The following is a 25,242-nucleotide window of genomic DNA, read 5'->3' on the forward strand; positions in this document are numbered from 1 at the left end:
GTCCCTTTGAGAGGAATCATATGTCATGATTTCTCTTTTCTTTTAGCTAATATTTCAAATCATTTTGCGAGGGCAATATGGAAAAGGTAGTAGGTCAGGCTCTGACTTTTGACGATGTTCTGCTTTTGCCCGCCTATTCGGAAGTTCTTCCCGATAGCGTGGACGTATCCGCTAAACTCACCGAAGAGATCACTCTTGGAATCCCACTGGTCAGTGCCGCTATGGATACTGTTACCGAGTCCAAGATGGCTATCCAGATGGCCCGCCACGGAGGTGTCGGCGTTGTTCACAAAAATATGAGCGTACGCGATCAGGTTCGTGAAGTCGAAAGGGTCAAAAAATCAGAATCCGGTATGGTCACCGATCCCATCGTGGTTCATCCCGATGATACCGTGGGCAAGGCTCTCGATCTCATGGCTGAATTTAAAATTTCCGGCTTCCCGGTTGTTAAGGGTGAACATCTTGTAGGTATCATTACCAACCGTGATGTACGTTTCATCAACGACCGCAATGTGCCCGTTTCCGAAGTGATGACCAGCCGTAACCTCGTTACCGTGCAGAAGGGAACTTCTTCTGAAGAAGCCAAGCGCCACCTGCATACCAACCGCATTGAAAAACTGCTGGTTGTTGACGAAGAAAACAAGCTTACCGGCCTGATTACCATCAAGGATATTGACAAGGTCAAGAAGTACCCCAACGCTGCTAAAGACTCTGCGGGTCGCCTGCGTGTTGGTGCTGCAGTTGGAGTTGGCCGCGATCTTATGGAGCGCAGCTCTGCGCTTATTAACGCCGGAGTTGACTTCCTTACCCTTGATTCCGCACACGGTCATTCCAAAGGTATCCTTGAAGCTATCAAGGAACTTCGTTCCTGCTACCCCGATACTCAGATCATCGGCGGTAACATCGCTACCTATGATGGAGCCATGGCTCTTATTGATGCCGGTGTAAATGCTGTGAAAGTCGGTATCGGCCCCGGTTCCATCTGCACAACCCGTGTTGTTGCCGGTGTAGGTGTTCCGCAGATCACCGCCATCATGGAAGCTGCCCGTGCTTGTCAGGAACGCGGTGTCTGCGTGATCGGCGACGGTGGAATCAAATTCTCCGGTGATGTTGTAAAGGCTTTGGTTGCGGGTGCAAATACCGTAATGATGGGCTCCATGTTTGCCGGAACCGATGAAAGCCCCGGTGAAAAAGTTCTTTATCAAGGTCGCAGCTATAAACTTTATCGCGGTATGGGCTCCATTGACGCAATGAAGAAGGGCAGTTCCGACCGTTATTTCCAGAAGGACACCAATAAGTTGGTTCCCGAAGGTATTGTCGGCCGTGTTCCTTACAAAGGACCTGTTTCCGATAGCATTTACCAGATGATCGGCGGACTTCGTTCCGGTATGGGTTATGTGGGTTGTGCCAATATTGCTGAAATGTCAGAGAAAGCACAATTCATCCGCATGTCTGCCGCCGGTTTTAAAGAAAGCCACGTACATGATGTAATTATTACCAAGGAAGCACCCAACTACCGGGTTGATTCCTACTAGTCAGGAGACGTCATGCAGCACGAAAATAAAGTAATTATTCTGGATTTCGGGTCTCAGTTTACTCAGCTGATTGCCCGCAGAATCCGTGAAGCGGGTGTGTATTCTGAAATCCACCCCTGTAATGTTGATCCTCAGAAGATCAAGGATATCAAGCCCGGTGCGTTGATCCTTTCCGGTGGACCTTCCTCCGTTCTGGAAGACGATTCCCCCCAGCTTGATCCATCCCTGTTGGAAATGGGTGTGCCTGTGCTTGGCATCTGCTACGGCATGCAGCTCATGACCAACGATCTCGGCGGACGCGTTGTTTCTTCCGAGGACCGTGAATATGGCCGTGCGGAATTCAAAGGCGATTCCGGCTGCGTTCTTTTTGAAGGCATTGAGGACATTGAAAAGCTCACCGTATGGATGAGCCACGGTGACCGTGTTGAAGCCATCCCCGACGGGTTCAAGGTCTGCGGTACCACCGAGTCCATTCCTTTTGCCGCCATGGCCAACGATGATAAGAAAATGTACGCCCTCCAGTTCCACCCCGAAGTGGCCCACACCGAGAGCGGTACCACCATCATCAACAACTTTGTATTTAAAATTGCAGGCCTTAAAGCCGATTGGACCATGTCTTCCTTCGTTGAGAACTGCATTGAGGAAATGCGCGAAAAGATCGGTGACAATCAGGTTGTGCTCGGCCTTTCCGGCGGTATTGACTCCACTGTAGTTGCCGTGCTCCTGCATAAAGCCATTGGCAAGCAGTTGCACTGCATCTTTGTTGATAACGGCCTGCTGCGCATGCACGAGCGTGAAGAAGTTATCGGTTTCCTTGAAGAGCATTTCGAACTCAACGTTAAATGCGTTGATTCCGCCCAGCTTTTCCTCGACAAGCTTAAAGGCGTTGAAGATCCTGAGAAGAAGCGCAAACTCATCGGTTACACCTTTATTGATGTTTTCAATGAAGAAGCAACCGCGCTCAAAGATGTTAAGTTTCTCGCACAGGGAACTCTCTATCCCGACGTAATCGAATCCGAATCCTTCAAAGGTCCCTCCGCTGTCATTAAGTCCCACCACAACGTTGGCGGACTGCCCGAAGACATGGATCTCGATCTGGTTGAACCTTTGCGCGAACTCTTTAAAGATGAAGTCCGCAAGGTTGCTTACGAACTGGGGCTGCCCGAGTTCATCATCTGGCGCCAGCCTTTCCCCGGCCCGGGCCTTGCTATCCGCGTTCTGGGTGAAATTACTGAAGAGCGTCTTGAAATCCTGCGTCAGGCAGATAAGATTGTGCAGAATGAAATGCATGCTTCCGGCTGGTACCGCAAGGTCTGGCAGGGTTTCGCGGTTCTGCTGCCGCTCAAGACTGTCGGCGTAATGGGCGATGACCGTACCTACGAACACGTCATCGCACTGCGTATCGTAGACAGCATTGATGCCATGACCGCTGACTGGTCCCGTATCCCCAACGATATCCTCGCCCGCATGTCCAACCGGATCATCAACGAGGTAAAAGGTGTTAACCGCGTGGTTCTGGATATTTCCTCCAAGCCGCCGGCAACCATCGAATGGGAATAATTTAGCGCTTTCGGCGGTCGGGGAAGGGGAAATTCTTACGGGAATTACCTCTTCCCCGAACCGCATTACCTCCATAGCCTTTCAATTGGTTTCGCAGACAGCTTTGCCAAGCTGCCTTTGCTTTAGTGATCGCAATATCCTGATTGGGTATTGCGTTTTTTTGTTCCTGTTTTTGATAAGCGAATATAATTTGAAGGTACTGCAGCGGTAACTTATGCCGAATTTCATTGTTGATAAGACGTAGATAAAGTTTTAGAAATCGGTTACAAGACGTCAGCAAATTCTGAGAAAGTCTGTGCTGATTAAAGATTGTGTCAGTTTCGACTTTCTGCGCATCAGCGTTTTTTATTGTAGCAACGAAAAAGGAATTAATATGTTCGGTATCGGTTCAACAGAACTTATAGTTATTTTGGTTGTAGCCCTGATCCTCATCGGACCCCAGAAATTGCCGGAACTTATCAAGAATCTTGGTAAGGGTCTTTCTGAAGTAAAAAAGATGTCCAATGACGTGAAATCCACCCTTGATGCTGAAATTTCCGCTGCCGATCAGGAACGTCAGCAGAAAGAAGAGGCCGAACGCGAAGCTGCACGTAAAAAGGCAGAAGCAGAAGCCATGGAAAAAGCACGTCAGGCTGAGGCCGAAAAACAGCAGAATGCTGAAGAAGCTGAGGAAGCTGAGGAAGTTGCTGAAGCACCCAAGAACGAGAGCGAGAAAGCATGAGTTCTGCGGAGAAAGATTCGCGTAATGTAGGGCAGGAAAATCCTGAAGAAAAAGATCAGGTTGAAGAAACTGCTCCGGAATCCTTGAGTTCCGATGAAGAAATCCCGGAAAAGAACGGGACAGAAGCCGGATTGCCTGCAGAGCAGGACGCCGGCGAACCGGCTCTTATTGAAGACGGTTCCGATGTGGAAGAAGACGATGATGAGCTTGATGAAGATGAAGCTCCCATGACTTTCCTGGAACATCTGGAAGAACTTCGACGTCGTTTTCTCAGGATCATGATTGCCTGCGGTGTAGGTTTTCTGGCCTGCTATTCCTTTGCCAAACCGCTGTTTTCTCTGCTTATGGCTCCGCTGGTTGCGGAGCTGCCTCCAGATTCCACTTTGATTTTTACTTCCCTGCCGGAAGGATTTGTAACTTATTTGAAAGTCGCAGCCGTGGCCGGAGTTTTTGTTGTATCGCCTTATATCTTTTCACAGATATGGGGATTTATCGCTCCCGGACTGTACGAGCATGAACGCAAATGGATGATTCCGCTGGCTTTTCTCTCCGCATTCTTTTTTGTGGGCGGGGCTTTGTTTGGTTATTACGTGGTATTCCCCTTTGGTTGTGAGTTTTTTATGGGGTTTGCCGATGAATTTATCAAACCAATGCCTACTTTGCGGGAATATTTAGGTTTTTCACTTAAGCTGCTCTTCGCTTTCGGGCTTATCTTTGAGCTGCCGTTGTTCATTTTCTTCCTCGCCAGACTTGGAGTTGTTACAGCAGAAGGGCTGCGCAGCAAGCGTAAGTATGCCATTCTGGTCTGTTTCATCTGCTCTGCGATTTTGACACCTCCGGATGTCATGACCCAGACCCTTATGGCTGGACCGCTGATTATTCTGTATGAAATCGGCATTTGGGTGGCTCATTTCTTTGGTAAGCGGGGCGGCAGGAAGCTTAAAGAGGCTGAGTCCGGTCCCGAAGGCCCTGATAATTCCGGCCCTGACGGCGGAGCTTCTGCTGCAGAAACTGATTCCTCCCCTGAGGATAAAGAGACAGGCAGTACCGAAGCAGAAGAATCTGCCCCTGAAAAGAAAAAGGACCCCGAGGCCGAAAAGAAATCCAAGGCTGAAGGCGCAGGTTACGACGAAGATTTGATTGAAATGTAATAGCCGTATAATAGGCTACACTATAAGAGAGGTTGCTTTTGTCACAGAGATTAGCTGCAATTACCCGTACCACCAAGGAAACTGATATTGCTCTGAAACTTAATATCGACGGTGAAGGCCGTACTGATATTGATACCGGGGTGGGGTTTGCCGACCATATGTTGACCCTGATGAGTTTCTGGGCCGGATTTGATCTTGATCTCAAATGCAAGGGTGACCTTGAAATTGATTCGCACCATACCCTTGAGGATATCGCGCTCGTACTGGGGCAGGCTCTCTCTGAGGCCATGGGTGATAAAAAAGGCATCAACCGTATCGGCTTTGCCAAAGTGCCCATGGATGAAGCTCTCGTGGAGGTTGTAATTGACCTTTCGGGACGGGCCTATCTTGTGTATGATGATGAAATCCTGCCTCCGATAATTGCCGGAGATGAAAGGGATGTCTGGCGTGAATTTTTCAAGTCACTGGCTTTTAAGGCCGGTATGAACCTGCACATCAAGTTCGAATACGGACGTAACGGCCACCACCTGCTTGAAGGTGCGTTCAAGGCTCTGGGGCTTGCCTTTCGCAATGCCCTGTCCGTGGAAAGACAAGGTGTTTCCAGTACAAAAGGGAGTCTCGACTGATGAAACGGCTTTTCCCTCTTCTCTTTGTTTGTGTTTTTGCCCTTGCCGCCCTCAGTGGTTGTGCCAGTAAGAGTGAGCTTGTGAAGCTCCCGCGGCCCAGCGGAAAGCTTGCTGTTGCCGGATTTACCAATCCGGTATTCAACTGGGAACTGCTGGCAGGTTATCTGCCTCAGGAAGGTAAACCGATTAAGAAAGACATCCTGCAGCAGTTGGATGACAAGATGGTCGGTGTCCTTTCCAAACATGGTGTAACCGCTTTTGCGCGTCCGGCCATTACACGCCAGTGCCAGGAAATCGAAGTTTTTGAAAATTTGGGCGGTCGCCGCGAAGCCGCTTTTGCTTATTGGGTTAAGGTCGGCCAGTGCATGAGTGCCGACTATATTCTGGTCCCGCAGATTCTTTTCTGGCAGGACCTGCGCGGTATGCAGAAGGCTGATTTCAATATCCAGCCTGCATCCGTTATTATTGATTTGTTTCTTATTGATGTTAACAACAGGCGCATCATCAGACGATTCCATTTTGACGAAACCCAGCAGACTCTTATGGAGAATGTGCTGGAAGCCGATACTTTTTTCAAACGCGGCGGCAAATGGGTTACCGCGATGGATCTCTCTGACGAAGCCCTTGAGACAGGACTTATGGAGCTTGGTTTATGATTGTTTTTCCCGCTGTAGATATCAAGGACGGCGTTTGCGTACGCCTTTCCCAGGGTCAGGCTGATGCTGTTACCGTATTTTCAAGTGATCCTGTTGCTCAGGCAAAGTACTGGGAAAATCAGGGCGCAAGGTATCTGCACGTAGTCGATCTTGACGGCGCATTCAGCGGAATGCCCAAGAACTTTGACCTCATCAAGGATATTTGCAGTCAGCTCAGCATTCCGGTGCAGCTCGGCGGCGGTATCCGTGATATTGAAACCGCAGCAAAATACCTTGAAGCCGGTGTAAGACGCTTGATTATCGGCACTATGGCCCTTGAGGACGAGGAAACTTTTGCAGAACTCTGCGCCAAGTTTCCCGGTCAGATCGGGGTATCCCTTGACGCTGTTAACGGTCAGCTTAAGTCTCGCGGCTGGGTAGAGGATGCTGGTATCTCTGTTTTTGATATTATTCCCCGCATTGAAGCTGCAGGTGCAGCATTCATCATTTACACCGACATAAGCCGCGACGGTATGCAGACCGGCGTTAATGTGATGGCCCTTTCCGAGCTTTGCGCTAAAACCAAGCTTCCTGTTATCGCAGCAGGTGGCGTGGCTACCCTTGAGGATGTAATCAACCTTCATCCGCTGGTATCCAAAGGTCTTGAAGGTGCTGTCTCCGGTCAGGCCATTTACACCGGAACTCTCAATTTCGCTGAAGCCGTTGAGTGGTTGGAAAACAATTAGTTGATGCGCTTCGCGTTTTAATGAACTGATTTAGCCTCCGGCGGCCAAAGGGGATAATCCCCTTTGGAATCCTTAATAGAGGGAGTTCTAGCTATGAAAAAAGTAGAAGTAAAAGGCATGAGCTGCATGCATTGCGTAGGTTCCGTTGAGAAAGCTCTCAGCGCTATTGAAGGCGTTAGCGACGTCAAGGTCAGCCTTGAAGACGCATGCGCTACCTACGAAGAAACCAGCCCTGTTGATGAAGCCAAGATCAAGGAAACCATCACCAAGATCGGTTTTGAGGTTGGCGAAGTTAAGTAGTTTTTGTTTGCTATGAAATTTGAAAGCCCCGCGCTCTGAAGAGTGTGGGGCTTTTTGCGTTCTGTTAGCGTCTGTTAGCGGCGCAGCTTGTTTCGCAGGGCGAAACCGAAGAGGGCGGCTTGAAGGGCTATGGCGGTTGTTGAGAGGCCTTACAGATATAGAGCAGAGCGGATTCTCCCTATAAAAAAACGCCCGATTCTCAAAAGAGAACCGGGCGTAAAAAAAGTCTTTTAAGACTTACAGAAACAGACTACCAGCGGGGGCGTTCTGCTCTGGGCTTGGCTTCGTTAACCTTGAGGTTACGACCGCCGAAGTCTTTACCGTCGAGAGCTTCGATAGCATCGAGAGCACCGTTGTCGTCCATTTCAACGAAGCCGAAACCACGGGGACGACCTGTGTCGCGATCTTCGATGAGTTTAACGGAAACAACTTCACCGTAAGCTTCAAAGGAAGCACGGATATCTTCTTCAGTAGCGGACCAGGGCAGATTACCAACATAAATATTCTTAGACATTCAAAATTCTCCAAAAAAAGTAAAAAGTATATTAGTGCCCGTGCACCAAAAAAAAAGGGCCGCGTACAAGATGCGTACTCGGCTCCTCGATAGACTTGTTCAATTTAAACCAGCGCTAGTCACAGTTTGACCGTGCCTTCACGGGTACGGCTGGTGTTTGTTGAAGAGACAATCTTCTATTTCTGATTTAAAGTCAAGCGATAATGAAGCTGGAAAGTATATTTAATGTTTTTTTTAGTTGCGCTGGAGATTTAAGTAATTGAAAAAACAACTAAAACATTTTAGATAAAAAATAAATACTGCCTTGCAAAAAGCCCCGCGCCCGGATGAGTGCGGGGCTTTTTTTGCGTTCTGATCTCGTCTGTTAGCGGCGCAGTTTGTTTCGCAGGGCGAAACCGAAGAGAGCAGCTTGTAGGGTTATGGCGGTTGTTGAGAGGCCTTTTAGGAGGTAATGAAGGCCAACGGCCTTATCAAATTCAATTTTGATAAGTGGCATGTACCACATTGCTGTTTTGAGGCTGTCACCATTTGCCCATGGGGTGAGGCTTGTAATTAATTGAAGAAAGAAAGGTAATAGGATCAGGCAGAATAAGATTACTCCTGCGCGGATTGGGTCTTCGCCGTATCCGCTTATGAATCTGTATAATTTAAGATAGATTTTGTTAAATGCCTTGTTGAAGTCGGTTATTTTTTTATAGTCATCGTAAGCAATCCCTATTGCTGTGCAAAGTATAGATGTAGCCACACCAAAGCTGAAAATGTTCATCGGTTTGATTTCAAGGAAAAATATGCAGAGGGGAATCATAAAAATAGCAGTGGCGAGTATATTTCCAATTGGAGCTAGTTGTGTGTTTTGTAAACATTTGAGAGCCATTTCTTTTTCGCGGTAGTGCCAGTGTGATGTCTGTTCTTCGTCTGCATTTTCGCGAGCAATTTTTTTAAGACGGCGGTATATTTCTGCTAGGGTAGTGTTTTTACAGTCAGTTTTTTGTTGTGTACGTTCATCGTAAATTTTTGCAAATCTTTCTTTCCCCCAATTGCAGTCAATGAACTTAAACGATTCTATGTTCGTCTTATCTAATTTAAGATTATATAAGTTTGTTGATTCCAGCAGGATAGTCTCTTTGGATATGGCTCCTGCGAAGCTTGTCTCACCTAAAAATTTTGAATCGCGGAAATAGGTCCATTCTTTAAAAAAAGCTAAATTGAAATTAGCACCGTCTTCGAAAACTGTTTGCTCAAAGTTGGAATATTCGTGAAATATTGTGTTATGAAATGATGCTTTATTTTCAAATGAAGAATTATCGAAATAAACAGGTCCTTTGAATTCCATTTGGTTAAATGTAGATTTACCAAATTTGACTTTATCAAAATTAGTTTGTTTTTCTGTTACTGAGCTTCTGAAATCCGTGTACCCGCGGAACTGTGAGCTGCTGAACTCCGCGTCCCCGCGGAACTGAGAGCTGCTGAACTCCGCGTCCCCGCGGAACTGTGAGCTGCTGAACTCCGCGTCCCCGCGGAACTGTGATCTTCTGAAATCCGCGTACCCGCGGAACTGTGAGCTGCTGAACTCCGCGTCCCCGCGAAACTGAGAGCTGCTGAAATACGCGTCCCCGCGGAACTGTGATCTGCTGAAATACGCTTCCCCGCGGAACTGTGATCTGCTGAAAGAAGCGCCCCTGCGGAACTGTGAGTCGCTGAAATCCGCGTACCCGCGGAACTGTGAGTCGCTGAAATACGCTTCCCCGCGGAACTGTGAGTCGCTGAAATCCGCGTCCCCGCGGAACTGTGATCTGCTGAAAGAAGCGCCCCCGCGGAACTGTGAGCTTAGGAAAGAAGCTTTCCCGCGGAACTGTGAGCTTCTGAAATCCGCGTACCCGCGGAACTGTGATCTGCTGAAATACGCTTCCACGCGGAACTGTGAGTCGCTGAAATACGCTTCCCCGCGGAACTGTGATCTGCTGAAATACGCGTCCCCGCGGAACTGTGATCTGCTGAAATTTATTGGAGGTAAATATTTATCATTCTGCCCATCATATTCAGAAAATGAAATCTCATAAGGAAATATTGTTCCACTGAAATTACATCTAGGGTTCCATCCATCTCCGATAACTGCTTGAAAAGGATCCAATTTATCACGCTCCTCATCCTCCCCAGCCTCAATAACCTCATCAATCCGCGCAAAAACCAACTGATTAAACTGCTCAGCCCCCATCAAAGCGGGCTTGTCTCCACCTGCACGTTCATCATAAGGCTTACCCTTCGGCACATCAAACTTACACTCTACAGGAGCATGAAAAATACAATATTCTTTTCCATCGGCATCTATATAGACAATGTCGTAATCTTCGCACCAATTATTATGTTTAGCTCCAACGCAGCAGCCCATGTGTACCTCTTTTAAATGACTAATTTCAGTAAGTGATGGTTTTATAACGTATAAGGTTGTGATTAATCCAGAGGAAAAGGGTAGGGCTGTCAGTTTTACTTAAATACAAATGAAAGTTTTTGGGATTCTTAAACCATTTTTCAAAAAGGGTTTAAGCCACCGGAGGCGAAAACACCGATCATAAGCGCGCAGAGCATAACTCAAACAAAAAGCCCCGACTCATACGAGCGCGGGGCTTTCAATCTTTTAGCTGCTTACTTTTTAGAGCTTAACCTTAGGCAGTCCAGGAAGGTTCTTTTCAAGTACGTTTGCGGCCTGCAGCATGGTCTTTTCGTCGAAGGCTGGGGCCATGAGCTGGAGACCTACGGGCATGTTCGTTTCCTTGCCCATTGCTACAGGTAGGGACATGCCGGGCATTCCCACTAGGTTGAGGGAAATGGTGAAGATATCCTGCAGGTACATCTGCAGGGGATCGGAAGTAAGATCCCCGATGGGGAAGGCGGTGGTGGGGCATACCGGTCCGGCGATGAGATCGCAGGACTCGAAGGCCTTGTTGAAGTCTTGGCGCAGCAGGCGGCGAATCTGGGCGGCCTTGCGGTAGTATGCATCGTAGTAACCTGCGGAAAGTACGTAGGTACCGATGATGATACGACGCTGGACTTCGTCACCGAAAGCTTCGGTACGGGATTTGGTGTAGAGGTCTGCCAGTTCCTGCGGATTCTTGGTGCGGTGGCCGTAGCGTACGCCGTCGAAACGGGAAAGGTTGGAGCTGGCTTCAGCCATTGCGATAATGTAGTAGGTGGCAATGGCGTATTCTGTCATGGAAAGTTTAACCGGAACGGTCTTGGCGCCCAGTTCTTCGGCCTTGGCAATTGCGGCCCGGCAGGCTTCGGCTACTTCTTCGGAAAGTCCTTCGCCCCAGTATTCTTCGGGCAGGCCGATTGTCAGTCCGGAAAGATCGTCGCGTTCTTCAAGAGCGGCTACGAAATCTTCCATGGGCTTGTCAGCGGAAGTGGAGTCGCGTTGATCGTGTCCGCCGATTACGTTCAGCACACGGGCAGCATCCTCTACTGTGCGGGTCATGGGGCCGATCTGGTCGAGTGATGAACCGTAGGCGATCAGTCCGTAACGGGAAACACGGCCATAGGTGGGCTTAACACCTACACAGCCGCAGAAAGATGCGGGAAGACGGATAGAGCCGCCTGTATCGGTACCGAGTGCTGCGTAGCATTGACCTGCTGCGATAGTTGCACCGGAGCCGCCGGAAGAACCGCCGGGTACGCGGCTGGGGTCCCATGGGTTGGTAGTGGTCTGGTAAGCGGAGTTTTCGGTGGTGGAACCCATGGCGAATTCGTCCATGTTGGCTTTACCTACGATGATGGCTCCTGCTTCTTTGAGCTTGGCAACAGCTGTGGAATCATAGAAGGGGGTAAATCCTTCAAGGATTTTGGACCCTGCAGTGGTCGGCACGCCTTTGGTTGCCAGTGCGTCTTTAATGACTACCGGAACACCCCAGAGCGGTTTGGAAGCGTCGGGACCGGCTACGTCCATTTCTTCTGCCTGCTTGAGGGCTTCTTCATTGCAGACAGCCAGCAGAGCCTTTGTTTCGGGTTCACTTTTTGCGATCTGATCAAGACAGGCTTTAACAGCTTCAGTGACGGTCACTTCTTTTGCCATGAGCATGGCGTGGATTTCAGTGAGTGATTTTTCAATGAGTGCGGACATTTTTATCCTCAAAGATTTAAAACGTTCAAAAAGAATGAGATACGAGGAGCAAGTAAAAGGCTGGAACGAAGCATATTAAAACATGTGCAAGTTTCAGCTTTTTCCGTAGCGATGAAGTAGATCGCTGCTTTTCAACGTTTTAGTTAAACTATTCTGGGAACTACAAAGTATTTACCGTCAGAATCAGGGGCATTGGAAAGAACTTCTTCTCTGGTGTGTTCTTTCTTGACTTCATCCTTGCGCAGAACTGTGGTGTGTTCCACCGGGCTGAACATAGGCTCCACTTCTGAGGTATCGATTTCGTTCAACTTGTCCATATATGAGAGGATGTTATTAAGCTGTCCTGCAAAAAGTTCAGTTTTTTCTTCTGAAAGGTCAAGACGGGCCAGTCGCGCAACTCGCGCTACTTCCTCTAAATTGAGTTTTTCATCACTCATGAATATCTCCTTTTTATGGTGCCTCCGGCGGCAGGAGAAGGAAAACTTTTCAAAGCCTTTTATCAGGGCTTCGCCGCTGGAGACAGAATATTTATTTTTAATTTAGATTGTTATCCTAACATCCAATGGTGCTGGATGTGCGAATTATAAAATATACATGGCGAAGCCAGAATAAAAGTTTTGGGGATTCTCAAACCCTTTTTGCAAAAAGGTTTTACGTCCGCCGGGAGGCTCGCCGAAGGCAATTTATTGTTCAGTCTTGGATCCGTCAAGCGCAGCAGCCTCTTCTTTCTTGGCTTTCAGTTCTGCCTGCTTTTCTTCCCATGCCTTCACACGTGCTTCTCGTCTGGCCTTGGCCTTGGCGAGGGTTGAGCTGACCAGATTCGCATCAATGCGGGTCTTGCCGTTCTGCTCGGGGCGGAACAGATATAACTTCTGGCTGGCTTTGCCGTCAGCATCCCAACTTATAGGGGCAAGGCTGAAATCCATATGCTGGGCCTCGCTGATGCGGTCATTGACGGTATCAGCGGTCCAACCTTCGGAAAAGGTTCCGAGCTTGCCTGCGAACTTGATGAAGTCGTATCCCAGTGCAACCCAGAAGTCGGGAGTGCCGAGACCTTCGTTATCCATTACTTCCTTGAGGCGTCCGGCACCGTCGCTGGCCGGCCACCATGCTCCGGGAGCAACGGTAAGACGCAGGTTGCGCGCTTCCACATCACGGGCGGAGTTCAGGGCCTGACTCCAGAGTTCTGGCCCGAGAAAGACGAGAGTGTCAGCCTCATGGAAAAAGAAGTGCGGGATCAGCAACTGTGCCTGATGCCATGTATCGGGAATGAAGACCGCGCCGAAATCAGTTTCCGGCAGGGGGGCGTCCTCGCCCAGTCCTTCGGCTTCATTCTGGGCTTTTTTCTGGGGTGCGCGGACCAGTTTGCCGACGACTTTGCCCCATTGGGGAAAATCGCGGGGAGGATATGATTCCATACCGGTTATTCTTGCTCCGCGCTGCGCTGCGAGGTCAAAGAATTTTTTGGACATCTGGCGCCCGAATTTTTCCTGCGGATAGAGCACCGCAAGTTTGGTAATGCCAAGATCATTGACCGCAAGGTCAAGGGTGGAGCGGATCTGGTCCTCGGGGCTGGAGAAGAATCTCCATGCCTGCTTGCCTTCCTCAAGGTTGCCGGGTTTGGCAAGGAAGGAAAAGGTTACTTTATCCGCATATGTCCCGGCCTGCTCCAGCTGTTTGAAAGCTTTTACACTGATCGGTCCGCCGATGGTGGTGTACCACGGGGGCAGATTCTGGAGTCTTTCCAACCAGTCCGGTGCCTCGGTGTTGATTACCTGCACATCGACATCGAGTCCGGCCTTGGTCATTTCCCACTGGGCTGCTCCGGCACCGCGAACGATCTTCCAGCCGTATTCCTGAAAGCGGCCTGAAATGGGTAGCACAAGGGCAATCCCTACTCGCGGTATGCCGTACTGACCTTCAAGTTTACTCAGGATAGCGCTGAAGTATGCTTTGTCTGCTATCTGCCCGTTCTGTATGATCCCGGCCATGGCTCGCCATGACATAGGCCAGTATTCAGTGTCTCCGGACTGACGAACCGCTTTCTCGAAGATCAGCAGTTCGTAGGGAAATTTCAGGTTGGCTTCGCTGGGAACGAGTCCGTTCATGGCCTCAATTTCGGCTTTGGTCTTTTTTTCAAGCCCCTGCATGAACCATTGTTCCAGTTCCTGTTTGTTGGAATCTTCGGGCGCAATGGCGTAAAGCCGCTCAAGTGCAGTCAACGAACTCGCATCCTGCTCCATACCGGAAAGGTTTTTACCTGCAGTGGAACGGATATCCCAAGACAGGAAGGGGTCTTCCATGGTTGCTGAAAGGTGAGTTCTCAGTTTGGGAAAACTTTTGATGGCAGTGAGGGTTTCGAAATAATACTGTTGCCAGACCGGTGAGCTTATAGCTTCGTCAGAAAGCTTTTTCCACTGTTCAAGTCTTGCTTCAGCCTCGTGGTAATGACCGGATTTGAAGGAGCTGATAGCCAGTCTTTCCGTGGCCGCGGGAATCTCATGTTCCGGGATGTCGCTACGTTCCAGCAATCTGGTATAGTAGAGTTCGCTGGAGATATAGTCCCGTGAGCGCCATGCCTTGTCCGCCACGCTGACAAGGGCCTGTGTGGTCAACATCTCAGTGGAAATGGTAGGCATTTTGACCGGCTGTTTCTGGAGAGAAACACAGCCTGATGCTGCAAAGATGAAAATCGTCAGCAGCGTAACAGCATAAATATTTATTGAAAGGCGCACGGCCTTATCTCTATTCATTGATTTTTCCATGCAAAGTTTGTGGCCCATGAAAGTAAATTCGTCAAGGGAAGGTAAAAAAAATCCGGCCTTCCTTTAAATAAGGAAGGCCGGATTAAATTATACTTTACTAATCAGCTATGCAAGCTTGGACAGGAATTATTTTTTCTCGTCTTTTACTTCGGTGAAGTCCGCATCAACTACGTCTTCGTCTGCGTTTGCTGCTCCTGCATCTGCTGCACCTTCGGGGCCTGCAGCGCCTTCAGCACCTGAATTCTGCTGGGCGTAGAGCTGTTCAGCCAGTTTGTGTGAAGCCTGAGCCAGAGCATCGGTAGCCTGCTTGATTGCTTCAGGATCATCGGATTCAAGAACTTTTTTGAGATCTTCAATCTTGGCTTCAATGTCAGACTTGAGAGCTGCATCCACGTTGTCGCCAATTTCGCGCAGGGACTTTTCAGTGGTGTAGACCAGAGAGTCGGCCTGGTTGCGTGCTTCAATGAGTTCCTGTTTTTTCTTATCGTCTTCAGCGTGAGACTCGGCATCCTTGACCATCTTTTCAATGTCTTCTTCAGAAAGACCGGAAGAAGCGGTGATCTGGATGGACTGTTCTTTACCGGTACCCATGTCCTTGGCGGATACGTTTACAATACCGTTGGCGTCGATGTCGAAGGTAACTTCGATCTGGGGTACGCCGCGGGGAGCTGCGGGAAGACCGGTCAGCTCGAAACGTCCGAGGGTCATGTTGTCGGCTGCCATGGGACGTTCACCCTGCAGAACGTGGATGGATACAGAGGGCTGGTTGTCAGCCGCTGTGGTAAACACCTGGCTTTTACGGGTGGGGATTGTGGTGTTTCTCTCGATGAGATTGGTGAAAACACCGCCCATGGTTTCAATACCCAGAGACAGCGGGGTAACATCAAGCAGGAGAACGTCTTTAACGTCACCGGCGAGGATACCGCCCTGAATGGATGCGCCCATGGCAACAACTTCGTCAGGGTTAACGGAGCGGTTGGGTTCTTTGCCGAAGAATTCCTGTACCTTCTGCTGAACCAGAGGCATACGGGTCATACCGCCGACGAGGATGACTTCATCAATGTCGGAAGCGGTCAGGCCTGCGTCTTTCAGTGCTTTCTGGCACGGAGCCTTGGTGCGGTCAACGAGGTCTTCAACCAGCTTTTCCAGCTTAGCGCGGGAAATCTTGACCATGAGGTGTTTAGGTCCGTTCTGGTCAGCAGTGATGAAGGGCAGGTTGACTTCGGTTTCCATGGAAGTGGAAAGCTCTTTCTTGGCCTTTTCTCCAGCTTCTTTCAGGCGCTGCAGAGCCATGCGGTCTGCGGAAAGGTCAATGCCGTTTTCACGCTTGAATTCTTCAACAAGGTACTTGATTACAGCGTTGTCAAAGTCTTCGCCGCCGAGGAAGGTGTCGCCGTTGGTAGCGCGAACTTCAACAACGTTGTCTCCAACTTCGAGAATGGAAATATCAAAGGTACCGCCACCGAGGTCGAATACCGCGATCTTTTCGTTGGCTTTTTTGTCAAAGCCGTAAGCAAGAGATGCTGCAGTAGGTTCGTTGATGATACGTTTTACTTCGAGACCTGCGATACGGCCTGCATCTTTGGTGGCCTGACGCTGAGAGTCGTTGAAGTATGCCGGTACGGTGATAACTGCTTCGGTAACAGTTTCGCCGAGGTATGTTTCAGCATCTTTTTTGAGCTGCTGCAGGATGATGGCGGAAATTTCGGACGGGCTGTATTTTTTGCCGTCGATTTCAACCCATGCATCTCCGCCTTTACCGTCAACAATGGGGTAAGGGCAGTGCTCGGACCATTTTTTTACTTCAGGAGTGCTAACCTGACGGCCCATGAGACGCTTGATAGCGAATACGGTCTTTTCGGGGTTGGTTACAGCCTGACGTTTAGCAATTTCACCAACGAGGCGTTCTTTGTTAGTGAAGCCTACGATGGAGGGAGTGGTGCGTCCGCCTTCTGCGTTGGAAACGCATTTGGGGTCTTTACCTTCCATAACATAAACACAGGAGTTGGTAGTACCGAGGTCAATTCCGATAATTTTAGACATATATAAATTCCTCCAGATATATTTTCGAATTTATGAACTATGATTTAATACCTGATTTCAGCTTGTAAAGAGCTCAGGTTATAAAAATCAGGATAATTTATTAACCATTACTTTTGCAGGACGGATAACACGTTCTTTGAGTACGTAACCCCGCTGCATAATCTGGGCGATAGAGTTGTCGGGAAGATCCGCAACCTGTGCCATGCCCATGGCTTCGTGAAAATTGGGGTCGAACTCATCGCCTGTTTTGCCGACAGCTTTAAGGCCGTGTTTGGCGAGGGTCTCCAGAAACATTTTTCTGGTCATGTCTACGCCGATCACGAAATCCTTGCAGGCATCAAGGTTCTGGGCATGGTCAAGGGCGAGATCAAGGTTGTCGAGCACGGGCAGCAGATCGGAAAGGATGGAGTCTGCCGCGAACTTTTTCAGTTCTTCAGTCTCGCGGATCAGTCTCTTTTTAATGTTCTCCGTTTCAGCCAATGCGCGGAGCCTTTCTTCCTTGGCTTCTCCCATCACATCGCATGCGGGGCATACGTGTTCCCGGCAGAGGGCTTTGAGCTCATCTTCGCTTAAGGTCACTTCATTCTCAGCTTCCGCGGTTTCTTCAGTTTCAGTTGCCGCGGTTTCCTGTTCGTTCATTTCTTTATTATCTTCTTTTCCAGACATGGACTCTCCGGTGTCATGAATTAGCGGCCTGAGCCCTTTAAAAAAGGACAGTCAGACCGCACAATTAGACAAATAAGCATCCCGCATATCTTGTCAACACATGAAAGGGGATCAAAGGTTAATTTTTTTCAATTCATGCACATTCAGGGCATTTTGAACTGTCCGTCTTCGTAAATAGTTACTTTTTTACCATCGGCAAGGTTTGCAGTCACAATTTTTTCTTCAGTATTTACAAGATCCCAGTGAATGGAAGAAGTGTTGAAGCCGAGGGAATCCATCATCATTTTATCGAGGACTTCCGGTGGACCGGCAAATGTTTCGCTCAAGGATTGGCCCAGTGCAATGTGGCAACTGCCGTGTTCCCCGCCGAAATTTTCATCAAGAATGGTCTGGGCCATGAAATGGTCAACTCGTGATATGGAGGCATCGGTCAATGAAAATTCTCCAACCCGGCGCGCTCCTCCATCGGCCCGGAGTTGATCCAGCAGAAACTTTTCTCCGCCCATGGCTTTCACGCGTATGGCTATCCCGTCCATAAATTCGAGCTGCACCCCGTAGGTTGCCTTATCCATATATAATGAAGGAAGGTCTGCGAAATAGATTCCGTTTACTGTGCGGCAGTCGGGGGAAATATATATTTCATAGCCGGGGATGTTGTCTCCGGCAGCACATTGCCAGCGGCGGTTGTCTCCGGGAGAGAAAAACAGGTCACAAAGTTCCGATTGCATGCGTATGTTTTTTATATCAAGCGAAGTCAGCCAGCGGGCGATTTCGCTGGTACGTTCTGATATTTTTCCCCATTCGCGGTCAGGGGCCGGCATGTTAAGGTAGCAGGCCCGCATTAGCCGTGTGGTGTACTCTGCAAGGGAAAGTCCTGATTTTGCCGCAAGTGCCGCAGTAGGATATACACATTCGGTCCAGGCCAGCTTTCCATATAGTTTGCGCTTCTCAACCGCCTGCCGGAAGGTACGTGAACTGTTGCGGTTTTCCATAATGGAGCGTGGGTCCACTTCGGTCATGGCTTCTAATTCTTCCGGGGCATGGATGCGGATTACTCCGGCGGCGTTTGCGTACAGTTCTTCTTTGCCGGGAGGATGAAAAGTCAGTTGTCCGTAGCTGGAATTGATATACAGCTCTGCCTTCATGGCTGGAGTCAGAGGCGTCTCCAGGACCGGATGCAGGTGTTTTTCTATGAGCAGGGCAAAAAGAGCTTCCGCAAGCGGGGTGGCAAGGTAATCATATTTAATGATGATGACATCTCTATTTTTTAGTCCGTTTTCTTTCCGGCTGTTCAGAGCCCAGAACAGAACTTTTGAATACTGGCGCAGATCTTCGTAGGGGATTATGTTTTTCATATAATATTGCTGTGGTTTATGCTCTAGGTTTATTTGTGAAGTGTAATATTTCCCTAAAATCAAATCCACAATAAAATTGATTATATCAGCTTGACGTCGGCCTATGCATACTTATTTAGTATGATATTGGCTGTGTTGAAAATAATAGATTTAATTGTCGTGTTTGAGATTGACTTTCAATCATGAGCATGGCTAAGTAACGGATTCTAATTGTGGCTGGAATAGACTGGCTGCTGTTGAAAATGCTATTCATAATCAAGATAAAAGATATACGATGTAAGGGGAATTATGTCTGTATCACTCAGAACAATGAGAAAGGACCAGAAAGGTGTAGTTGTCTCGGTTAACGCCAGCGGAGAGCTTGGACGTCGAATCCGGGATATGGGGCTTGTGCCCGGCACTGAATTCATGGTCGTGGGCCGTGCGCCCCTTAAAGACCCTGTAGCCTTGCGTATGAAAGGTTTTACCCTGACCCTGCGCAATAACGAAGCTGACTTCATCGTGGTCAAGCCGGAGGAGTAGGCTATGGGTAAGGAATATTTTGTAGCGGTCTCCGGCCAGCCCAATTGTGGTAAAAGTACCATGTTCAACGGTCTGACGGGGGCAACCGCGCGAGTAGGCAACTACCCCGGTATCACCGTTGACCGCACTGAGGGACGCTATTGTACTCCTGAATTTTGCGCCAACCTTGTCGACCTGCCCGGAACCTATTCCCTTACTTCCTATTCCATGGAAGAGGTTGTTGCACGTAATGTTATTGTTGATGAGAAGCCTGACGTGGTTATCAATATGCTTGATGCCACTTCCCTTGAGCGTTCTCTGTATCTTGCCGTGCAGTTCATGGAGATCGGTGTGCCGGTCGTTCTCGGCCTGAATATGATGGACGAGGTGCGCAAAAAAGGCATCCGTATCGATTCGCAAAAGCTTTCCGAGCTCATGGGCGTTCCTGTTGTGGAGTGCGTTGCCCGCAGGGGAGTGGGTAAAGAAGAGCTTATGGAATCCGTTCAGCAGGTTGTGGAAGAAACACAGGGTGAGTGGAGTCCGGTTAACATTTCATATGGCCATGACCTTGATCCGGTAATTGAAGAAATGACCGCGTTGATCAAGGAAAATGAATTCATGACAGACCGTTACGACCCGCATTGGCTGGCGGTGAAGTATCTGGAAGAAGATGAAATTGTCATGAAGAACGGCCGTAATGCAGGTCCTCTCGCCGAGCAGTTGGAGGAAAAGGTTCAGAAAGTTTCCGAGCACATTCAGAAAACCCTGAACACATATCCTGAGGCAGTGCTGGCCGATTACCGCTATGGCTTTATCAACTCCATCCTCAAGCAGGGCGTTATCAGTCGTGAAGATAACCTGCGTTTCGATTTTTCCGACAAAATAGACCTTGTACTGACCCATAAATTTCTTGGCCCGATTCTCATGCTGCTAATTATGTACGGCATGTTTTACGTTACCTTTACTGTGGGGGCCATTCCTCAGGGCTGGGTGGAAGATGGTTTTGCGTGGCTTTCCAATACCATCGGTTCTCTGCTGCCTGACGGCCTGATCAAGTCCATGGTCACTTCCGGGGTAATTGACGGAGTTGGCGCGGTCATGGGGTTCACCCCGTTGATCCTGATCATGTTTGCCATGCTCGTTTTTCTGGAAGATTTAGGATACATGGCCCGTGTTTCCTACATGGTTGACCGTGTATTTCGTTCATTCGGGCTGCATGGTATGTCAATCATGCCTTTTATCATGTCCGGCGGACTTCCCGGCGGTTGTGCTGTTCCCGGTGTTATGACCTGCCGAACCCTGCGCAGCCCCAAGGAACGTATTGCCACTATCCTGACTGCCCCGTTCATGATTTGCGGTGCAAAGACAACTGCATATTTAATGCTTGTCCGGGCATTCTACCCGGACAACGCCACTACTGTTATGTTTTGTCTGGTTTTAGTTTCGTGGTTGCTGGCTCTTTGTTTTGGGCGGCTGTTGCGTTGGACTGCTCTTAGGGGCGAATCCACTCCTTTTGTCATGGAATTGCCGCCGTACCGGATTCCCACCTTGCACGGGATTTTCATCCATACTTGGGATCGTGTCTGGGAGTACGTGAAAAAGGCCGGGACCGTAATCCTAGCCATTTCCATTCTCATGTGGGCCTTGATGACTTTTCCGCAAATGCCTGTTGAACAGGTTGCAGCCTTCGAAGCTCAGCGAGTTCAAGTTGTAGAGCAGAGTTCCACATGGACCGGCAGCGCACAGGAAAAGGAAGATAAGGTTGCCAAGGCTCTTGCAGAGATCAGTTACAATGAAGGCGAGGCCGCTCTCAAGCATTCCTATGCCGGACGTTTGAGTGAAGCCATTTCCCCCGTAACGGATGTGGCCGGATTCCCGTGGCAGGCAAATATTGCTTTCATTGGCGCATTTGCAGCCAAGGAGGTTTTTGTCTCGACCATGTCCACTGCTTATTCTTTGGGCGATGAGGCTCCTGAAGGTGCCCTTTCGCTCAGCGAGAGGATTGCAGCTGACAAGAGTTGGACAACCCCGGTAATCTGGTCGGTTTTCATTTTCCTGATGGTCTATGTACCGTGTATGGTCACGGTTGCGGTCATTGCCCGTGAGACCAACTGGAAGTGGGCAACATTCTCGGTTTTCGGTTCGCTGGCATTTGGCTATTCACTGTCTGTGGTGATTTATCAGGTAGGGAATTTGTTGATATAAGAATGCTTCTGGCCCTTCGGGGAGCCTACCGGCGGTCCCTCCGGGGGCCAAAGCACCTTTTGGGAAAAAGGTGCTCGGACTCGCCCAAAAACTTTCAATAAGCTTCGCTGTGTAGCTTCTGTTCTTAGCTTAGAACCAAGGCCGCAATATCTTGAATGATATTGCGGTCTTTTTATGAAGTGAAAACAGCATAAAGGCGGAATGTTCGGGTGGTAACGAACATTCCGCCTTTATGCGTGGGGTGTGAGTGGTTATGAGGTAATTAGAAATTTTTAAAGAGGCTCGTAGTAACAGCGCTTAGGACTGTGTACTTTTCCTTCTTCTTTGAGAGCTTTGATGGCTTTTGAAACATCTTTGGATTCAATACCAAGTGCCTTGGCTACATCACCGGGACGAACAGGTTTACCTGCTTCTTTCATTGCTTCGAGAACTTTATTTTGCATTCTTAATCTCCTTAATTATTACTGTTGATAATTATTACTATTTATTTTCGTATTTGATGTCAACCCAAAAGTTAAGCCCGCATGAAGTTTTTCATGCGGGCTTAAAAAAATGACTGATATAGGTGAGCAGAAGGGACGCCTTATTAAAAGCTTTTGAAAGGATGGGGTCTGTGGAAGGAAAACTTTTGTAAAAGTTTTCCTTCCACAGCCGCCGGAGGGTTCTTAATTATTCAGTCTTAAATTCCAAGCCATCATCACCGGAATCAATGCTGACAGAGTGCTCCTCACGCAGCTCTCCACCGATGATTTTCTTTGCCAGCGGGGTTTCCAGATGGGACTGGAGGTACCGGCGCAGCGGCCTTGCCCCGTAGATGGGATCGTAAGACGCATGGGCGATGAATGCCTTGGCCTTGTCGGTTATTTCCATAGACATTTTTTGTTCTTCAAGACGTTTTTTCAAGCCTGCCAGTTGCAGGTCCACAATTTGGACAAGATCCTTTTCGAGCAGCGGCTTGAACAGCACTGTTTCGTCTACACGGTTCAGAAACTCGGGCCTGAAATGTCCGCGCAGCACGTTCATTACGCCGTCCTGAACTCCATCCTTGAACTCACCGTTGTCCTTGATTCCCTCAAGCATGAGTTGTGAACCGAGGTTGGAGGTCATGATAATGATTGTGTTTTTGCAATCCACGGTGCGGCCCTGTGAATCAGTGATTCGACCGTCATCAAGGATTTGCAGCAGCACATTGAAGACGTCGCTGTGCGCTTTTTCGATTTCATCAAAGAGCACAACGGAGTACGGCTTGCGGCGGATGGCTTCGGTTAGCTGCCCGCCTTCGTCGTAACCGATGTAGCCCGGAGGAGCCCCGATGAGCCGTGCGACCGCATGTTTTTCCATGTATTCGGACATGTCCATGCGTACGATGTTTTCTTCGCTGTCAAAGAGCGCTTCCGCAAGGGCCTTGCACAGCTCGGTTTTACCGACACCGGTGGGACCGAGGAATATGAATGAGCCGATAGGCCTTGAAGGATCTTTGAGTCCCGCACGGGCTCGCAGCACTGCTTCGGATACAGCCCGTACCGCATCATCCTGCCCGATTACGCGGCCATGCAGGATATCTTCAAGGCGGAGCAGTTTTTCCCGCTCTCCTTCCACAAGGCGGCTGACCGGAATTCCGGTCCAGCGGGAGATAATCCCGGCAATATCATCGGGACCGACAAATTCCTTGAGCAGGCGTTTGCTGTCCGCAGTGGCTTTGTCCTCTTCGCCTTCTATGTCGTTGGAGATTGCCTCCAGCTGATTCTGCAAATCGGGCAGCACAGAGTAGGTCAACTCAGATGCCCGACCAAGATCTCCTTTGCGCTGGGCTTCTTCAATGTCGATCTTTGTTTTTTCGATCCGGGCCTTAATATCGCGGACGGTGTCGATGGAACCTTTTTCCTTTTCCCATTGTTCGACCAGCTCAGACTGTTTGATTTTCATCTCGGTAAGAGTGTCTTCCAGCTTTGAAAGGCGCTCACGGGATGCAGCGTCATCTTCCTTGCGCAGTGCTTCGCGTTCGATTTCGGCCTGCATAATCTGGCGGTTGACCTTGTCCAGCTCGTAGGGCTGGGAGTCGATCTCGGTCCTGATCATGGCTGCCGCTTCATCAATAAGGTCGATGGCTTTATCAGGCAACTGGCGGTCAGTGATATAGCGGGCGGAAAGACCGGCTGCTTCAACAAGCGCACTGTCGCTGATGCGTACACCATGGTGAACTTCAAAACGTTCCTTCAAGCCGCGCAGGATTGAGATGGTGTCCTCAATGGTCGGTTCCTCAACCATAATGGTCTGGAAACGGCGTTCAAGGGCCGGGTCTTTCTCAATATACTTGCGGTATTCGTCAGTAGTTGTCGCGCCGATGCAGTGCAGTTCGCCACGGGCCAGCATTGGCTTGAGCAGGTTCCCGGCATCCATTGCGCCGTCAGTTTTACCTGCACCTACAATGGTATGGATTTCATCGATAAAGATGATGATCTGTCCGTCGGATTCCTGCACTTCCTTGAGCACGGCCTTGAGTCTTTCCTCAAATTCTCCGCGATATTTGGCTCCGGCAATGAGCGCACCCATGTCGAGCATGAACACGGTCTTGTCTTTCAAACCTTCGGGCACATCCTGCTTGACGATGCGTTGAGCCAGTCCTTCAATGATGGCGGTTTTACCGACCCCGGCTTCACCGATGAGGATCGGGTTGTTTTTCGTGCGCCGGGAAAGGATGCGGATTACGCGCCGTATTTCTGAATCACGGCCAATGACCGGATCAAGCTTGCCTTTGCGGGCTTCTTCCACCAGATCGCGTCCGTATTTCTTCAGAGCATCGTAGGTGGCTTCCGGGTTATCAGTGGTCACGCGCTGATTGCCGCGGATGGAGGTCATGGCTTCCAGCACCTTGTCTTTGGTTAGGCCGAATTTTTTGTTGACCTTGCCTGCACCGGTTGAGCCGTGTTCGTCCATTATGGCGAGGAAAAGGTGCTCCACGCTGATGAATTCGTCCTGCATGCGCTGGGCAATTTCTTCAGAGGCAACAATAATCCTGTTCAGCCGCTGGGTAACAAAGACCTGACCTGGCTGTGCGCCGGGGCCGCTGACCTGCGGAAGTTTGCGTATTTCATCCTCTACAGCTTTTTTATAGTCTGCGGGATCAATGGATGATTTTTCGAGAATTTTGGAAACAATTCCTTTTTCCTGCTCAATGAGCGCGAGGAGGAGGTGTTCCACTTCTATCTGCTGCTGGCCGTTTTTAACAGCCAGAGATTGTGCCGCAGCAATTGCGTCGTTGGTTTTTTGTGTGAATTTGTTCGGATCCATATTCAGTCTCCTTTTTGCTTTATCTTAATTGACCTGCATTCAAGATTCACAACTCATTTCAGTTAATATGCCTGAAATCCGGACGCACTTCTACTGTTCTCAAAGGGGGGGGCGTTTCCTCCCCCTGAGTTTTTGCTGCGTTTTAGGCAGGAGTCTGAATCCTGTAGAAAGATCGCAAGTCATTTTGTTTTTAAATCAATTTTTTCATTTCTTCGATTTGAGACTCAAGTTTCTCAACCCGTTCAAGCAGATCCACGATGATGGACCCGCCTGTGGGAGTGACTTCGAGGTCCTTACAGAGCCTCGAGAGCTTGGTCATGCGATAAAGATCGCGTGTTTCAAAGAGATAATGTCCGTCCCCAGTGGTTCCGGGCCGCACCCATTCTATGCTGATCAGCTCTAGAACCACGGTCTCTTCAAGTCCGGTCATTTCCATAACCTGTGTTATGACCAGTCGTTTGGAGCTGGATGGAGGCTGCGCTTCGGTCCTTTGTTTAATGTCCATGGCGAACCT

At 49.2% G+C, this 25,242-nt stretch carries 21 protein-coding genes; 10 read left to right on the top strand and 11 right to left on the bottom strand.

What is annotated here, in order from left to right; genetic code table 11:
- The first annotated feature begins 77 nt into the window (after nucleotides 1–77).
- From guaB to ACKU41_RS00200, 8 genes are all read left to right on the top strand, one after another.
- Nucleotides 78–1,535, top strand: a complete 1,458-nt coding sequence (gene guaB, locus ACKU41_RS00165; RefSeq protein ID WP_319779343.1) for an IMP dehydrogenase — start codon at nucleotides 78–80, stop codon at nucleotides 1,533–1,535.
- A gap of 12 nt (nucleotides 1,536–1,547) precedes the next feature.
- Entirely contained in the window at nucleotides 1,548–3,095 is a 1,548-nt protein-coding gene (gene guaA / locus ACKU41_RS00170) for a glutamine-hydrolyzing GMP synthase (protein ID WP_319779345.1), read from the top strand.
- A 295-nt stretch (nucleotides 3,096–3,390) separates the two neighbouring features.
- Nucleotides 3,391–3,816, top strand: a complete 426-nt coding sequence (gene tatB, locus ACKU41_RS00175) for a Sec-independent protein translocase protein TatB (RefSeq protein ID WP_321403277.1) — start codon at nucleotides 3,391–3,393, stop codon at nucleotides 3,814–3,816.
- Complete coding sequence (tatC, locus tag ACKU41_RS00180) at nucleotides 3,813–4,967, top strand: twin-arginine translocase subunit TatC (protein ID WP_321403279.1); 1,155 nt, start codon at nucleotides 3,813–3,815, stop codon at nucleotides 4,965–4,967. The genes tatB and tatC overlap by 4 nt, the downstream gene beginning before the upstream one ends.
- 38 nt (nucleotides 4,968–5,005) lie before the next feature.
- On the top strand, nucleotides 5,006–5,593 hold the full coding sequence (gene hisB, locus ACKU41_RS00185; RefSeq protein WP_319779348.1) for an imidazoleglycerol-phosphate dehydratase HisB: 588 nt from the start codon (nucleotides 5,006–5,008) through the stop codon (nucleotides 5,591–5,593).
- Nucleotides 5,593–6,249, top strand: coding sequence for a hypothetical protein (locus tag ACKU41_RS00190; RefSeq protein WP_319779349.1), 657 nt, complete (start codon nucleotides 5,593–5,595; stop codon nucleotides 6,247–6,249). The genes hisB and ACKU41_RS00190 overlap by 1 nt, the downstream gene beginning before the upstream one ends.
- On the top strand, nucleotides 6,246–6,974 hold the full coding sequence (gene hisA, locus ACKU41_RS00195) for a 1-(5-phosphoribosyl)-5-[(5-phosphoribosylamino)methylideneamino]imidazole-4-carboxamide isomerase (RefSeq protein WP_319779350.1): 729 nt from the start codon (nucleotides 6,246–6,248) through the stop codon (nucleotides 6,972–6,974). Before ACKU41_RS00190 ends, hisA begins: the two co-directional genes overlap by 4 nt.
- Before the next feature lie 93 nt (nucleotides 6,975–7,067).
- Nucleotides 7,068–7,274, top strand: a complete 207-nt coding sequence (locus tag ACKU41_RS00200) for a cation transporter (RefSeq protein ID WP_319779351.1) — start codon at nucleotides 7,068–7,070, stop codon at nucleotides 7,272–7,274.
- Between the two features lie 250 nt (nucleotides 7,275–7,524).
- Here ACKU41_RS00200 and ACKU41_RS00205 read toward each other — a convergent pair whose 3' ends face one another.
- The 8 genes from ACKU41_RS00205 to ACKU41_RS00240 all read right to left on the bottom strand — a co-directional run bounded on the left by ACKU41_RS00205 (nucleotide 7,525) and on the right by ACKU41_RS00240 (nucleotide 18,731).
- On the bottom strand, nucleotides 7,525–7,788 hold the full coding sequence (locus tag ACKU41_RS00205; RefSeq protein ID WP_319779352.1) for an RNA-binding protein: 264 nt from the start codon (nucleotides 7,786–7,788) through the stop codon (nucleotides 7,525–7,527).
- Nucleotides 7,789–8,152: 364 nt separating this feature from the next.
- Entirely contained in the window at nucleotides 8,153–10,177 is a 2,025-nt protein-coding gene (locus ACKU41_RS00210; RefSeq protein ID WP_321403285.1) for a pentapeptide repeat-containing protein, read from the bottom strand.
- 261 nt (nucleotides 10,178–10,438) lie between these two features.
- On the bottom strand, nucleotides 10,439–11,902 hold the full coding sequence (gatA, locus tag ACKU41_RS00215) for an Asp-tRNA(Asn)/Glu-tRNA(Gln) amidotransferase subunit GatA (RefSeq protein WP_321403286.1): 1,464 nt from the start codon (nucleotides 11,900–11,902) through the stop codon (nucleotides 10,439–10,441).
- A 143-nt stretch (nucleotides 11,903–12,045) separates the two neighbouring features.
- Complete coding sequence (gatC, locus tag ACKU41_RS00220) at nucleotides 12,046–12,339, bottom strand: Asp-tRNA(Asn)/Glu-tRNA(Gln) amidotransferase subunit GatC (RefSeq protein WP_319779355.1); 294 nt, start codon at nucleotides 12,337–12,339, stop codon at nucleotides 12,046–12,048.
- A gap of 246 nt (nucleotides 12,340–12,585) precedes the next feature.
- A complete protein-coding gene (locus tag ACKU41_RS00225; protein ID WP_321403288.1) occupies nucleotides 12,586–14,655 on the bottom strand; it encodes an ABC transporter substrate-binding protein in 2,070 nt (689 codons plus the stop codon).
- 138 nt (nucleotides 14,656–14,793) lie between these two features.
- Entirely contained in the window at nucleotides 14,794–16,710 is a 1,917-nt protein-coding gene (gene dnaK / locus ACKU41_RS00230; RefSeq protein WP_319779357.1) for a molecular chaperone DnaK, read from the bottom strand.
- An 87-nt stretch (nucleotides 16,711–16,797) separates the two neighbouring features.
- Entirely contained in the window at nucleotides 16,798–17,376 is a 579-nt protein-coding gene (gene grpE / locus ACKU41_RS00235; protein WP_319779358.1) for a nucleotide exchange factor GrpE, read from the bottom strand.
- 143 nt (nucleotides 17,377–17,519) lie between these two features.
- Nucleotides 17,520–18,731, bottom strand: a complete 1,212-nt coding sequence (locus ACKU41_RS00240; protein WP_321403292.1) for an aminopeptidase — start codon at nucleotides 18,729–18,731, stop codon at nucleotides 17,520–17,522.
- A gap of 288 nt (nucleotides 18,732–19,019) precedes the next feature.
- Between ACKU41_RS00240 and ACKU41_RS00245 the strand changes: the two genes are divergently transcribed.
- Together ACKU41_RS00245 and feoB are read left to right on the top strand one after the other, a co-directional pair.
- On the top strand, nucleotides 19,020–19,253 hold the full coding sequence (locus ACKU41_RS00245; RefSeq protein ID WP_319779360.1) for a FeoA domain-containing protein: 234 nt from the start codon (nucleotides 19,020–19,022) through the stop codon (nucleotides 19,251–19,253).
- Nucleotides 19,254–19,256: 3 nt separating this feature from the next.
- Nucleotides 19,257–21,437, top strand: coding sequence for a ferrous iron transport protein B (feoB, locus tag ACKU41_RS00250; RefSeq protein ID WP_319779361.1), 2,181 nt, complete (start codon nucleotides 19,257–19,259; stop codon nucleotides 21,435–21,437).
- A 272-nt stretch (nucleotides 21,438–21,709) separates the two neighbouring features.
- On the opposite strand, the gene ACKU41_RS00255 is transcribed toward feoB, so the two are convergent.
- From ACKU41_RS00255 to ACKU41_RS00265, 3 genes are all read right to left on the bottom strand, one after another.
- On the bottom strand, nucleotides 21,710–21,880 hold the full coding sequence (locus ACKU41_RS00255) for a transcriptional regulator (protein WP_319779362.1): 171 nt from the start codon (nucleotides 21,878–21,880) through the stop codon (nucleotides 21,710–21,712).
- A gap of 226 nt (nucleotides 21,881–22,106) precedes the next feature.
- A complete protein-coding gene (clpB, locus tag ACKU41_RS00260; protein WP_321403296.1) occupies nucleotides 22,107–24,728 on the bottom strand; it encodes an ATP-dependent chaperone ClpB in 2,622 nt (873 codons plus the stop codon).
- 190 nt (nucleotides 24,729–24,918) lie between these two features.
- Nucleotides 24,919–25,233, bottom strand: a complete 315-nt coding sequence (locus ACKU41_RS00265; RefSeq protein WP_321403297.1) for a chaperone modulator CbpM — start codon at nucleotides 25,231–25,233, stop codon at nucleotides 24,919–24,921.
- Nucleotides 25,234–25,242 lie beyond the last annotated feature (9 nt).

Origin of the sequence: Maridesulfovibrio sp., from assembly GCF_963678865.1 — a bacterium.
Taxonomy (GTDB): Bacteria; Desulfobacterota; Desulfovibrionia; order Desulfovibrionales; family Desulfovibrionaceae; genus Maridesulfovibrio.

Excerpts from the sequence above, each read along its gene's own strand:
- guaB (WP_319779343.1), top strand. The coding sequence starts at position 78 with ATGGAAAAGGTAGTAGGTCAGGCTCTGACTTTTGACGATGTTCTGCTT.
- guaA (WP_319779345.1), top strand. The coding sequence starts at position 1,548 with ATGCAGCACGAAAATAAAGTAATTATTCTGGATTTCGGGTCTCAGTTT.
- tatC (WP_321403279.1), top strand. The coding sequence starts at position 3,813 with ATGAGTTCTGCGGAGAAAGATTCGCGTAATGTAGGGCAGGAAAATCCT.
- ACKU41_RS00190 (WP_319779349.1), top strand. The coding sequence starts at position 5,593 with ATGAAACGGCTTTTCCCTCTTCTCTTTGTTTGTGTTTTTGCCCTTGCC.
- hisA (WP_319779350.1), top strand. The coding sequence starts at position 6,246 with ATGATTGTTTTTCCCGCTGTAGATATCAAGGACGGCGTTTGCGTACGC.
- ACKU41_RS00200 (WP_319779351.1), top strand. The coding sequence starts at position 7,068 with ATGAAAAAAGTAGAAGTAAAAGGCATGAGCTGCATGCATTGCGTAGGT.
- ACKU41_RS00205 (WP_319779352.1), bottom strand. The coding sequence starts at position 7,788 with ATGTCTAAGAATATTTATGTTGGTAATCTGCCCTGGTCCGCTACTGAA.
- ACKU41_RS00210 (WP_321403285.1), bottom strand. The coding sequence starts at position 10,177 with ATGGGCTGCTGCGTTGGAGCTAAACATAATAATTGGTGCGAAGATTAC.
- gatA (WP_321403286.1), bottom strand. The coding sequence starts at position 11,902 with ATGTCCGCACTCATTGAAAAATCACTCACTGAAATCCACGCCATGCTC.
- gatC (WP_319779355.1), bottom strand. The coding sequence starts at position 12,339 with ATGAGTGATGAAAAACTCAATTTAGAGGAAGTAGCGCGAGTTGCGCGA.
- ACKU41_RS00225 (WP_321403288.1), bottom strand. The coding sequence starts at position 14,655 with ATGAATAGAGATAAGGCCGTGCGCCTTTCAATAAATATTTATGCTGTT.
- dnaK (WP_319779357.1), bottom strand. The coding sequence starts at position 16,710 with ATGTCTAAAATTATCGGAATTGACCTCGGTACTACCAACTCCTGTGTT.
- grpE (WP_319779358.1), bottom strand. The coding sequence starts at position 17,376 with ATGTCTGGAAAAGAAGATAATAAAGAAATGAACGAACAGGAAACCGCG.
- ACKU41_RS00240 (WP_321403292.1), bottom strand. The coding sequence starts at position 18,731 with ATGAAAAACATAATCCCCTACGAAGATCTGCGCCAGTATTCAAAAGTT.
- ACKU41_RS00245 (WP_319779360.1), top strand. The coding sequence starts at position 19,020 with ATGTCTGTATCACTCAGAACAATGAGAAAGGACCAGAAAGGTGTAGTT.
- feoB (WP_319779361.1), top strand. The coding sequence starts at position 19,257 with ATGGGTAAGGAATATTTTGTAGCGGTCTCCGGCCAGCCCAATTGTGGT.
- ACKU41_RS00255 (WP_319779362.1), bottom strand. The coding sequence starts at position 21,880 with ATGCAAAATAAAGTTCTCGAAGCAATGAAAGAAGCAGGTAAACCTGTT.
- clpB (WP_321403296.1), bottom strand. The coding sequence starts at position 24,728 with ATGGATCCGAACAAATTCACACAAAAAACCAACGACGCAATTGCTGCG.
- ACKU41_RS00265 (WP_321403297.1), bottom strand. The coding sequence starts at position 25,233 with ATGGACATTAAACAAAGGACCGAAGCGCAGCCTCCATCCAGCTCCAAA.